Source organism: Candidatus Pelagibacter sp. Uisw_130 (genome assembly GCF_047722505.1).
Taxonomy (GTDB): Bacteria; Pseudomonadota; Alphaproteobacteria; order Pelagibacterales; family Pelagibacteraceae; genus Pelagibacter.
The window spans coordinates 103,535-116,203 of the sequence record NZ_CP159814.1 but is presented as its reverse complement, the minus strand read 5'-3'; the positions used below and the strand labels follow the sequence as shown (position 1 = coordinate 116,203).

General features: G+C 29.5%; 10 protein-coding genes and 1 riboswitch. Of the genes, 3 read left to right on the top strand and 7 right to left on the bottom strand.

The annotated features are described in order from the left end of the window. Positions 1 to 2: 2 nt before the first annotated feature. On the bottom strand, positions 3 to 1,214 hold the full coding sequence (locus ABXT55_RS00600) for an aspartate kinase (RefSeq protein WP_415284834.1): 1,212 nt from the start codon (positions 1,212 to 1,214) through the stop codon (positions 3 to 5). Between the two features lie 65 nt (positions 1,215 to 1,279). Between ABXT55_RS00600 and ubiG the strand changes: the two genes are divergently transcribed. Continuing rightward, the gene (gene ubiG, locus ABXT55_RS00595; RefSeq protein ID WP_415284833.1) at positions 1,280 to 2,002 is read left to right on the top strand and encodes a bifunctional 2-polyprenyl-6-hydroxyphenol methylase/3-demethylubiquinol 3-O-methyltransferase UbiG; all 723 of its coding nucleotides are present in this window, start codon (positions 1,280 to 1,282) and stop codon (positions 2,000 to 2,002) included. On the opposite strand, the gene ABXT55_RS00590 is transcribed toward ubiG, so the two are convergent. After that, positions 1,999 to 2,427: a DUF1178 family protein gene (locus ABXT55_RS00590; protein WP_415284832.1), complete on the bottom strand. Its 429-nt coding sequence runs from the start codon at positions 2,425 to 2,427 to the stop codon at positions 1,999 to 2,001. The two genes, ubiG and ABXT55_RS00590, sit on opposite strands and share 4 nt — an antisense overlap. A gap of 39 nt (positions 2,428 to 2,466) precedes the next feature. Further along, complete coding sequence (argJ, locus tag ABXT55_RS00585; protein ID WP_415284831.1) at positions 2,467 to 3,768, bottom strand: bifunctional glutamate N-acetyltransferase/amino-acid acetyltransferase ArgJ; 1,302 nt, start codon at positions 3,766 to 3,768, stop codon at positions 2,467 to 2,469. Positions 3,769 to 3,833: 65 nt separating this feature from the next. Between argJ and secA the strand changes: the two genes are divergently transcribed. Continuing rightward, on the top strand, positions 3,834 to 6,398 hold the full coding sequence (gene secA / locus ABXT55_RS00580; protein WP_415284830.1) for a preprotein translocase subunit SecA: 2,565 nt from the start codon (positions 3,834 to 3,836) through the stop codon (positions 6,396 to 6,398). On the opposite strand, the gene ABXT55_RS00575 is transcribed toward secA, so the two are convergent. Next, a complete protein-coding gene (locus tag ABXT55_RS00575; RefSeq protein WP_415284829.1) occupies positions 6,393 to 7,499 on the bottom strand; it encodes an acetyl-CoA carboxylase carboxyltransferase subunit alpha in 1,107 nt (368 codons plus the stop codon). The two genes, secA and ABXT55_RS00575, sit on opposite strands and share 6 nt — an antisense overlap. A gap of 94 nt (positions 7,500 to 7,593) precedes the next feature. Then, positions 7,594 to 7,678, top strand: a riboswitch (glycine riboswitch). A 75-nt stretch (positions 7,679 to 7,753) separates the two neighbouring features. Between ABXT55_RS00575 and ABXT55_RS00570 the strand changes: the two genes are divergently transcribed. Then, on the top strand, positions 7,754 to 9,949 hold the full coding sequence (locus tag ABXT55_RS00570; RefSeq protein WP_415284828.1) for a malate synthase G: 2,196 nt from the start codon (positions 7,754 to 7,756) through the stop codon (positions 9,947 to 9,949). Here the strand turns inward: ABXT55_RS00570 and recR are convergent. From recR to dnaX, 3 genes are read right to left on the bottom strand one after another with little or no spacing between them, the layout of a single operon-like run. Next, positions 9,936 to 10,547, bottom strand: coding sequence for a recombination mediator RecR (gene recR / locus ABXT55_RS00565; RefSeq protein WP_415284827.1), 612 nt, complete (start codon positions 10,545 to 10,547; stop codon positions 9,936 to 9,938). The two genes, ABXT55_RS00570 and recR, sit on opposite strands and share 14 nt — an antisense overlap. Positions 10,548 to 10,551: 4 nt before the next feature. Further along, positions 10,552 to 10,869: a YbaB/EbfC family nucleoid-associated protein gene (locus ABXT55_RS00560; protein WP_415284826.1), complete on the bottom strand. Its 318-nt coding sequence runs from the start codon at positions 10,867 to 10,869 to the stop codon at positions 10,552 to 10,554. Beyond that, a complete protein-coding gene (dnaX, locus tag ABXT55_RS00555; RefSeq protein ID WP_415284825.1) occupies positions 10,862 to 12,547 on the bottom strand; it encodes a DNA polymerase III subunit gamma/tau in 1,686 nt (561 codons plus the stop codon). The genes ABXT55_RS00560 and dnaX overlap by 8 nt, the downstream gene beginning before the upstream one ends. Between the last annotated feature and the right edge of the window lie 122 nt (positions 12,548 to 12,669).

The following is a 12,669-nucleotide window of genomic DNA, read 5'->3' as shown; positions in this document are numbered from 1 at the left end:
ATTTAATCTAACTTAAACTCTTTGTGGAGCACTGCTACTGCTTTTTTTATCTGTTTATTTGAAATTAAAACTGAAATTTTAATTTCAGAAGTTGAAATAACCATTATGTTAATCTTTTTTGAAGCCAATGCTTGGAACATTCTATAAGTAATTCCTGGTGTTGTAATCATACCAACACCAATAATGGATACTTTCGAAACATTATTATCATATGTAAATTTTCTAAATGAAATTTTTTTATTTTTTTTAATTATTTTTTCTGTTTTTTTTACATCCTCATATTTAATTGTAAAAGTTAAATCTGTTTCTTTTCCATTTAAAGAAATATTTTGAACTACCATATCAACATTAATTTGATTAAGTGATAATGGTTTAAAAACAGCAGCTGCTACTCCTGGCCTGTCCTTAACACCTACAATTGTAACTTTAGAATCATTTTTTGTAGAAGTTATTCCAGTTATTATTTGATTACTAAAGGTTTTTTTTGCACCAGTTATTAATGTGCCTTTTTTTTTTTGAAATGAAGATTTAACTGAAAAATCAATGTTATTTAGTTTTGCATCTTGTACAGAAGTAGGCTGCATAACCTTTGCACCTAACGAAGCCATCTCTAACATTTCATCGTAGGAAATTTTATGGATTTTTTTAGCTTTTGAATGATCTCTTGGATCTGTAGTATAAACGCCATCTACATCAGTGTATATATCACACGCATCAGTATTAAAAAATTTTGCCAGCATTATTGCTGATGCATCAGTTCCACCTCTTCCTAGTGTTGTAATCCTATTTTCCAAGTTAACGCCTTGAAAACCAGTTATGATAGGTATTCCACCTAATTTCATGAAACTAAGTATTTTTCCTTTATTAATTTTGATAATTCTTGAAGAACTATAAGATCCTTCTGTAATGATTGGTAGCTGCCACGACATCCATGATCTAGCTTTAAAACCAAGATGTTTTAGTCTACCAGCAATTAATGCACAAGTTGCTTGCTCTCCTGTTGCTAATAAAACATCATATTCTGCTGTATCAAAGCTATTACTTAATTCTTTTGTTTTTTTTATTAACTCATTAGTTGTGCCACTTATCGCAGAAGAAACCACAATAACACCCATTTTCTTCTTTTTATAAGAAGAAATAATTTTTGCTACGTTCTTTATTCTATCTATGCTTCCAACAGAAGTTCCACCAAACTTTAATACTACAGTTTTCATTGATAATTTTGTAATTTATATTTGATAAAATACATCTTAATTGTTATGTCCACAAGTCATCTATTATGAATTCAATAAATAAAAAAGAAATTGAGAAGTTTTCTAAAATCGCTGAAGAATGGTGGGATCCTAATGGTAAATTCAAACCATTGCATAATTTTAATCCTATAAGAATTAAATATATAAAAGAAAATATACTTAAAGATTTTAATATTAAACTTTCTAGTAAGCCACTGAAAAATATCAAAATATTAGATATTGGATGTGGTGGTGGCTTGTTATCTGAGCCCATGTGTAGACTAGGAGCTAATGTGGTTGGGATTGATGCTTCAAAAAAAAATATAGAGGTTGCAAAATTTCATGCAAAAAAAAATAAGCTTAAAATAGATTATAAAGTCGCTTCTCCAGAGAAACTGAAAACTAAAACAAAATTTGATGTGGTTTTAAATATGGAAATAGTTGAACACGTTAACGATATAGATTTTTTTATTAAAGAGAGTTCAAAGTTATTAAAAAAGAATGGCATTATGTTTTTTGCCACTTTAAACAAAACATTAAAGTCCTACGTTTTTGCAATTATTGGGGCTGAATATGTTTTAAAATGGCTTCCTATTGGGACTCATGAATGGGAGAAATTTGTTAAGCCTGAAGATCTAATAAGTATTTCTAAAAAAAATAATTTATCTCTAAAGAAGTTAGATGGCATGAAATTTAATATATTAGACAACAGTTGGAAAATAAGTGGAGATACTTCAGTTAATTATATTGTTAAATTTGTAAAAATTTAATTAGTATTATCTTTTACCCAGGGAATTATTTCGACCTCTACACCTTCTTCTTTTAGCTCTTTAAGGTCTTCTTTGGTTGCTGTGCCATAAATTCCCTTAGGCGGTTTTTTATTTTTATAGTGTATAGATCTTGCCTCATAAGCAAAATTTTCTCCCACATAATCAAAATTTTTTTTTATAAATTCTTGATATTTCGATATTGTTTTTTTTATCTCCTTATATTTTTGACTTGAGACATCGACTTTAATATTTTCCTTTGACTTAAAAATGCTAGGAGACATTAAGGTTTTTTCAACATTTAACGAATTACACATATGACAATTAAGAAACTTTTTCTTTTTTAGCTTTTCATACTCTCTTGAGGTTGAAAACCAGCTATCAAAAGTTATCTCACAATCTTGACAAATGAGTTTGTATTTGATCATAAATTATAATTAATAATTAATTTTTTATTTAGTATTAAGTCAGCTTCTATAATCTGCATTAATTTCTATATATTTTTTAGTTAAATCCATGGTGTAAGCTGTAAAGTTTTTAGTGCCTAAATTTAAATTTATTGAGATACCTATTGCTTTATCTTTCATATAATTTGCAACCTCACTCTCATTGTAATCTTTAAAGATTTTTCCTTTTTCTATAATTTTTATATTACCAAAATTAATTGATAATTTATCTAAATTTATATTTACACCAGATTTACCGATGGCCATTATTACTCTTCCCCAATTTGGATCTTCACCAGCGATAGCAGTTTTAACAAGATTTGAATTCGCAATAGAAAAAGCTATTTTTTTTGCATCTTTTTCGTTTTTGGATTTAATAACGTTCACGGTTATAAATTTAGTGGCACCCTCTCCATCTGCAACTATTCTTTTAGATAAATTCAATAACACAGAATGCAAAGCTCGATCAAAAAATTTTATTTTTTTATCGTTAATATTTTTGATTGTAGTGTTTTTAACTTTACCTGTTGAAAAAATTGAGACCATATCGTTAGTGCTAGTATCACCATCACAAGTAATTGCATTGAATGTTGTATCAATATTTTTTTTGAGTAGTTTGCTTAAAACAGCATTTGAAAGATCCGCATCTGTAAATATGTAACCTAAAGTTGTTGCCATATTGGGGAAAATCATCCCTGATCCCTTTGCAATTCCATAGATTTTAACTTTTTCATTTCCAATTTCACACTCTTCCATGGCAAGTTTTGGTTTTAAATCTGTTGTCATTATCCCTAAAGCTGCCTTCAACCAAATTAGTTTGTTTTGTGTATACTTAATTTTTTTTATTAATTCTGGAATATTTTTTTTTATTTTTTCTCTAGGATATTTTTCACCAATTGTACCCGTACAACCAAAAAGTATTTCACTTTCTAATATTTTCTTTGGATGATTCTCGTCTTCATTTTGTTTTTTGGATAGTTGAATTGATAAATCACCCGCTATATCTCTGAGTGCCTCATAGCCTTCCGGTCCTGTGAATGCATTTGCATTTCTTGTATTGATGATGAGAGATCTTATTTTTTTGCTTTTTATATTTAGGTTCCATTTTATATTTTCTGAGACTATTTTTGATTGAGTGTACACAGAAGCGTAGTTTGCCCCATCTCTAAAATAAAACATAACAAGATCATCTCTTGGCTTGCTATATAAATTTGCACAGATAGTCGAAATTGAAACTCCATCTATATGATCTAGGTCTTGAAAGTCTTGCATTTTTGACTTTAAACCATACGAGTTTATAAAGTTTTCTAGATTTATTGGCATCTATTTAAAATATTTATTTAATACTTATATTAAAAGTTATAATTAATTATATATCAAAAAATCAAATGCTTAATCCTTTAAATTTTATCTCAAAATTCATAAAATCCAGCAATCAAAAAGAGCTTGATAAAATTGCTAAGATTGTTGAAAAAGTTAATTCCTTTGAAAGCGCAATTAAAGACATTGCCAATGAAGACTTTCCCAAAAAAACAACAGAACTCAAAGAAAAACTTAGTGCTGGCGCTGATATGGATAGTTTATTACCTGAAGCTTTTGCTCTTGTGCGTGAGGCATCTAAAAGAACACGAAATGAAAGACATTACGATGTGCAAATAATTGGTGGTGTTGTGCTTCATGAGGGAAAAATTGCAGAGATGAGAACTGGTGAAGGTAAAACATTAACCATAAGTTTAGCAGCCTATCTAAATGCTTTACATGGCAAGGGTGTTCATATTGTTACTGTGAATGATTATTTGGCAAAAAGAGATTCTCAAGAAATGGGAGAGATTTATCGGTTTCTAGGACTAACATCTGGCTATATTAATAATGACCAAGACGACAATCAAAGAAAGAAAAATTATAATTTTGATATTACTTACGCAACAAACAGCGAGTTAGGTTTTGATTATTTAAGAGACAATATGAAATTCTCTAAAGAACAAATGGTTCAAAGAGGTCACGTGTATACAATTGTTGATGAAATAGACTCTTGCTTAATTGACGAGGCTAGAACGCCACTAGTAATTTCTGGTGCTGCAGAAGATAAAACCGAACAATATCTTGCTGTTGATAAATTGGTCAGAATGTTAATACCAGAGCATTATGAAATTGATGAAAAAGATAAGAATATATTGCTTACAAATGAAGGAATAAACAATGTAGAAAAAATATTTTCTGATGCGGGAATATTGAAAAATAATAACTTTTATGACCCAGAAAATTTAAGCCTAGTACATCATGTAAATCAATCTTTAAAAGCGAATCATTTATTTGAAAAAGGAAGAGATTATATTGTTAAAGATGGTTCTTTAAAAATTATTGATGAGTTGACAGGTAGAATTTTAGAAGGAAGACGATATGGTGATGGCCTTCACCAAGCTCTTGAGGCAAAAGAAAGAATAGACGTACAAGCTGAAAACCAAACCCTTGCATCAATAACTTATCAAAACTATTTTAAACTTTACGATAAAATTTCAGGATGCACTGGAACAGCTGCAACTGAATCCCAAGAATTTTATGAAATATATAGTTTGATAGTGGTAGTTATCCCAACAAATAAAAAGATGATTAGAAAAGATTGGAATGATAAAATCTTTAGAACAGAATTAGAGAAAAATAAAGCAATCATAGATAATATTCTTGAATGTCATAAACTAGGTCAGCCAATTTTAGTTTTTACATCAAGCATTAATAAATCTGAAATTTATTCTAAATTATTAAATGAAAAAAAAGTAAACCATGTAGTGTTAAATGCAAAAAATCATGAAAATGAAGCAGAAATTATTGCAAATGCAGGAAAAGTGAACTCGGTTATAATCACTACAAGTATTTCAGGACGTGGTGTTGACATTCAATTGGGTGGAAAAAGAGGAAGTCAGCCTGATGAGGAGCTGCTAGCAAATAAGAATAAGATAAAAGCATTAGGTGGGTTATTTGTAATTGGTACTGAAAGAATGGAGTCTAGAAGAGTTGATAATCAAGCAAGAGGAAGAGCTGGGCGACAGGGTGATGAGGGAAGCTCAATTTTTTATGTTAGCTTAGAAGATGATTTAATGAGAATTTTTGGTTCTGAGTCAATGAATAATATACTTCAGAAACTTGGGTTAAAAGATGGTGAAAGTATTGACCATCCATGGATAAACAAAGCACTTGAGAGAGCACAACAGAAAGTTGAGGCAAGAAATTTTGATATTAGAAAAAACTTACTGAAGTTTGACGATGTTTTAAATGACCAAAGACATGTAATTTTTTCTCAAAGAAATAATGTCATGAATACTGAAAAAGTTTTTGATTATTCAGATGAGTTTTTGTCAGAAATCATAGGTCATTTAATAAGTTTAAAATCTCAAAAAGTGTCAAAAACCAAAAATAATGAATTTAACAATCAACTAAAAATTTTAGCTGGCAAAAGTGTCAATGATGACGAGTTTAAAAGTCTAATCGATTTAAATGATCAAGATTTTAAAGAAAAAATTAATTCTAAATTTATAGAAGCTAGGAATGAAAGAATTAATATGTTGAATGAAGAAAAAGCTAAAGAAATTGAGAAAAGAATTTTACTTCAGTGTATTGATTTAAATTGGAAATCTCATATTCAATATCTTGAACAATTAAGGCAAGTGATTGGACTGAGGTCTTATGGTCAAAGAGATCCATTAGTTGAATATAAAAAAGAAGCGTTTTATCTTTTTGAAAATTTATTGAATAAGTTAAAAATTGATTTTGTTACAATTTTAATTAATTTAAAAATTGTTCAAGAACTAAGTGAAGATAATTCTAAAACAATTAAAAAAGAAATATCCAATGACCCTAGATGTTTGTTGATTCAAAAAAAAGATGAAAAACTCTCTAGAAATGAAAAATGTGAAGCTACAGGTAAAAAGTTTAAAAATTGCTGTGGCGCTTTATAAAAAGAAAATAAAATAAGATAAAAGAACTAGTGCAGTAGCTGTTATTGCTAAATTAATTTTAGATTTAAAAAATTTTTCAATAAATGAATTAATTTTATTATTCTTCATGCTTAGTGTGCTTAAGTCATCTAGTTGATTAATAAACCCTTTAGTTCTTCCAATAATTAAAAATTTATTTTTCCTATGATTAAATACCTCTTCTCCACTCATATTTTCAAATTCATTTAAATTATTTTCGATTGATCTTCTAACATTTTCTAAAACTAAATCTCTATCTCTATGAGCACCGCCAACAGGCTCTGGAATAATTTCATCAATTACTTTTAGCTCTAAAAGATCTTTAGATGATAATTTCATTGCCTTTGCTGCTTCCAGAGTTCTTTTGGGATCTCTCCACAAAATCGTAGCACATCCTTCAGGAGAGATTACTGAATAGATCGCATTTTCTAACATAATAACTTTATTAGATGAGGCCAGTGCTATTGCTCCACCTGAGCCACCTTCTCCAATTACAATCGCAAGTGTTGGGACATTTAATGACATGCAGCACTCTATTGATTTTGCAATTGCCTCTGCTTGCCCTCTCTCTTCCGCCCCTACACCAGGGTAAGCACCAGGTGTGTCTATAAGTGAAATTATTGGAATATTAAATTTGTTTGCAAGATTCATTAACCTAATCGTTTTTCTATAACCTTCAGGCCTCATCATGCCAAAATTTCTTTCTATTCTAGTTTCAAGGCTGTCACCTTTTTCTTGACCTATAACCAAGACTGACTTTTCATTAAATTTTGCAAATCCAGCTAAAACTGACTTATCTTCTCCATAAAACCTATCTCCTGAAAGAGGAATAAAATCCTCAAATAAATTATCTATAAAAAATTTTGCTTTAGGTCTGTCCTCATGTCTGGCAACTAAAGTTGTTTGCCATGGATCTAGATTGGAATAAATTTCTTGTAACTTTATATCTATTTCTTTTTGAGATTCTGAAATCTTCTTAGTGTCCACTTCTGAAAGTCCATCTTGATTATAAGGGTCTTTTAATTTTTCTACTTCACTTTCTAAGTTTTTAATATCAGTTTCAAAATTTAAATAATTTTTCATGTGAGTATTTTAATTATTGATTAAATAACAAAAAAGGCAATAAAATGTTTAAATTAATTTGTATTTGACATAATTTTTTTAACAAGTAGTCTCATTTTTACTATCGGGAGAGACTATATGATAGCGCCGAAGGAGCAACCACCCCGGAAACTCTCAGGCAAAAGGACCGATAAAAAAACATAACACTCTGGAAAGAGATTTAATCTCGCCGATGGAGCAAAACTCTCAGGCAAAAATACAGATGGGGTAATTGATTGGGTGCTATGAAAGAAAAATATACTAAAATAAACAATTTATCAGTTTCAAATAAATTATTAGATTTTATTAACACTGAACTACTTAAAGATACAAATATTAGCTCTGAAAAATTTTGGACTGGTTTTGATAAAGCTATTCATGAGTTAGCTCCAAAAAATAAAGAACTATTAAAAATAAGAGAAGATTTACAAAAAAAAATAGACAATTGGCACATTGCTAATAAAGGCAATGAAACAAACCTAGAAGAATATAAAAAATTTTTAAAAGAAATTGGCTATCTAAAAGAATTAGGTCCAGATTTTAAAATTCAAACAAATAACGTTGATGAAGAAATAACTAGTATTGCTGGACCACAATTAGTAGTTCCAATCTTGAATGAAAGATATGCGCTGAATGCTGCTAATGCTAGATGGATGAGTTTATATGACAGTTTGTATGGCACAGATATAATTGAACAATCTGAAGATAGTGCCTCTCAGAGATATGATCCTTTGAGAGGGGAAATGGTTATAAAATATGGAAGAGACTTTTTGGTAAAATATTTTCCTCTAGAAAATTTTGAATGGCATAATATTACTAGTTTAAAAATTAATAATGGTTCTTTAACAATATTAAAAGGTAGTGCTGAAACATCTCTAAAAAATAAAGATAAATTTATCGGTCATAGAGGGGAGGCTAATGATCCTTCAGCAATAATTTTAAAAAATAATAATCTTCATATAGAAATAATTATAGATCCAAATGCTTTTAGTGCTCAACAAGATCCTGCTAAAATTAGTGATATTATTGTTGAAGCAGCAGTTTCAACTATTTGTGATAACGAAGATAGTGTTGCTGCGGTTGATGCTGATGACAAAATTATTTGTTATCGTAATTGGCTTGGACTAATGAAGGGTGATTTGAAATCAACTTTTGAAAAAAATGGAAAGACTTATGAGCGTAAATTAAATCCTGACAGAAGTTATGTTTCTAAAGATGGAAAAGGATTAAAATTACATGGAAGAAGTTTGTTATTGATAAGAAATGTTGGACACCTTATGACTAATTCAGCAATCACCTTAAAAGATGGTTCTGAAATACCAGAAGGTATTATGGATGCCTTCATAACTTCAGTGGCTTGCCTTCATGATATTAAAAAAAAGAGTAATTCTAGAAGTGGCTCTATTTATATTGTTAAACCAAAAATGCATGGTCCTGATGAAACTTCATTTACAGATTTAATTTTTACTAAAGTGGAAGAAGTTTTAGGTTTGGAAAAATATACATGTAAAATTGGAATTATGGATGAAGAGAGAAGAACCTCTTCTAATTTAAAAGAGTGTATTAGAACACTTCAAAATAGAGTATTTTTTATTAATACAGGTTTTTTAGATAGAACAGGTGATGAAATGCATACCTCTATGGAAGCCGGTCCAATGATAAAGAAAGGAGATATGAAATCTTCAAAATGGATTAATGCTTATGAAAACAATAATGTAGATATCGGTCTTCAATGTGGTCTTTCTGGTAGGGCTCAAATTGGCAAAGGAATGTGGGCTATGCCTGACAAAATGAATGAGATGATGCAACAAAAAACTGGTCATCTAAATGCTGGTGCAAATTGTGCTTGGGTTCCCTCACCTACAGCGGCAGCTCTTCATGCCCTTCATTATCATGAAATAAATATTTTTGAGAAACAAAAAGAAATTCAAAAAAGAGAATCCGCAAAACTGGATGACTTGTTAACAATTCCTGTGGCAGATAGGCCAAACTGGTCAATGGAAGAAATTAACTCTGAAATTTCCAATTCTGCACAAACTCTTTTAGGTTATGTCGTAAGATGGATAGATCATGGAGTTGGTTGTTCAAAAGTACCTGATATTAACAATGTTGGTTTGATGGAAGATAGAGCCACTTTAAGAATTTCTTCTCAACATATAGCTAATTGGATACATCACGATATTTGTACAAAATCACAAGTTATGGAAGTGATGAAAAAAATGGCAAAAATTGTTGATGATCAAAATAAAAATGATGGTGCATATACTCGCTCTGGAAGAGGAAGCTACGAGATGATGTCTGAAAATTTTGAACAATCAATTGCTTTTAAGACAGCTTGTGATTTAATCTTTAAAGGTAAAGAGCAACCTTCTGGTTACACAGAACCTTTGCTACATCAAAATCGATTATTAAAAAAATCTAGTCAGAATTAGTTTTAATTCTAGTTCTATTTTTAAAAGCTGAATATAAAGTTCCATCATCGAGACTTTCTATTTCACCGCCAACGGGTAGTCCTTGTGCAAGTTTTGTAACCTTAGTGTTAGTTTTTTTTAAACTATCCTCTATGTAATAAGCTGTAGTTTGACCTTCAACTGTTGCACTTGTTGCCAATATAACTTCTTCAATATTCTCTCTTAAAACTCTTTCTACTAATGAATTAATCAAAAGATCTTCTTTTCTCTGACCAGCAGAAGAAATGGTTCCACCAAGAATATGAAAGTAGCCTTTATAAATATTTGAATTTTCAATTGACCATTGATCTGCAATGTCTTCTACTACACATATTTTATTATATTTTTCTTTTGAATTTTCACAGTTGTTACAACCTAATGAATTAGATTTTAAAGTACCGCAAGATTGACATCTAATAACATTTTTATAAACTTGAGCCAAGGTATTCGCCATTGGTTTAACTAATTCATCTCTATTATTAATAAGTTTTAATACAATTCTTTTTGCAGATTTAGGACCTAGGCCGGGGAGTTTAGCGATTAATTTAATTAACTCTTCTATTTCGCTAATATTTTGCATGCAATTAAAGTGGCCATTTAAATCCAGGAATACCAAATCCGCTTGTGGATTTTGAAATTTCCTCAGATGTCTTGGACTTTAGTTCAGATTTTGCATTATTGTGAGCTGCTACAATTAAGTCTTCTATTATAACCTTATCTTCTTTCATAATCTCATCAGATAAATTTACTTTAATCATTTCATTTTCACCATTTAGTGTAACTTTTACAGAGTTAGAGCCAGACACCCCTTCTACTTGAATATTTTTAATTTTCTCTTGGCTTTCTTTCATCTTAGATTCCAATTCTTTAGCTTTGTCTAAAATTTTTGTAAAATCAGTCATTATTACTTTCACTATTTTTTGGTTTCACATCCACTAGTTCAGCATCAGGAAAATTTTTTAAAATATCATTATAAATTGGAGATTTTTTTATAGTTTCTATTAACTCTTTCTTTGAATTTATTTCTTCTTCTTTTTTAGAAGGCTGACCTTTGGTTTTACTTAATGTTATTATCCACCTATCATTAGTCCACTCATAAAGTTTTAAAGACAAATCTTTAACAAAATCTTTGTCCAAATCCTCATTGAAAGAAATTTCAATTCTTTTATTTTCAAAACCTACAAGATTAACATTTTTTTCTAGTTCATATTTTAATTTAATTTCTTTTTTAGAAGAGCATATTTCTAATAGATCATCAAAAGAGTTTATAAGTTTTGTTTGTAGTTCAGTTTTTTTGTTTTCTTTTATCTTGATATCTTTCTCTTGAACAATATTTTTTATTTGTCCAATCGTTTCCATCCTTTCTTTTATTCCAAATAAATCGTCATCTTCTTGTTTTTGCAGGGGCGAATTGTCCTTAATAATTTCGCTTTGATTCGATCCCTCTTCATTATTGATATTTGATACTTTATTAATTCCTTTTAAGTGTATTAATCTAATTAAAAACATTTCCATAGACAAGTGTTGATTTGAGACAATATCTATTTCTTCTAGTGTTTTAATTGTAAATTGCCAAAACAATATTAAAATTTCATTATTAACTTTTTCAGAAATTTCTTTAATCTTATTAAATTCTTCGTCATTTAATAAAAAATTTGTTCCATCAATATTTAAAGACTCAACATTTTTAAAGTAATATAATAATTCTAAAAAATCATTTATAAATATTTTAGGTTCAACTCCTTGATTGTATATTTGTCTATAAGTGTTCAAAACCTCTTTTTCCTTACCCTCAAATATTAACTCAAATAAAGTAATTAATTGTGATTTATCAAAGTAGCCAAATATTTTTTGCGCATAAACTAAATCTAGTTCTTTATCTTTATCTAAAGTAAGTAATGCTCTATCAAGTAATGATAGCGCATCTCTAACTGACCCTTCAGAAATTTTAACAATCAATTTAAGAGCGTCGTCAGATGCATTTCCATTTTCTTTGTTTTTAATATCTTTTATAAAATTAAATAATTCTAATGATTTGATTCTGGAAAGATCAAATCTTTGACAACGTGACACTACTGTAATTGGAATTTTTTTTATTTCAGTTGTTGCAAAAATAAATTTTAAATACTCAGGTGGTTCTTCTAATGTTTTTAATAAAGCGTTGAATGCTTGTTTGCTGAGCATGTGCACTTCATCAATAATAAATATCTTATATTTAGCTGTAGTTGGACCATACCTCGAAAACTCAATAAGATCCCTAACATCATCAACTCCTGTTTTGCTTGCTGCATCCATTTCCAAAACATCAATATGATTTGAATTCGAAATGGCATTACAATTATCACATAACTCATCCTTGCATAAATTGTCAGTACCATTTGAACAATTTAAAGACTTGGCTACTATTCTTGCTGTTGTCGTTTTCCCGATTCCCCTGATCCCTGTAAAAAGATAAGCATTGGGTACTTTATTCGCCTTGATTGAATTAGATATTGTCTCAGCAACGACATCTTGGCCTATAAGATCATCGAACGTTTGAGGTCTATATTTTAGGGCTAGAACTTTAGTATTTTTATTCATTTTTTATAAGGAGACTAGAACCTGAAAAACTGTCTCTACGACTGCTTCTGTTAAGATCTGGTCGGGTTCAAGCAACATCCACCTCTAGCCTCCAGGACTATTATAGCAGTAATATTTTCTAA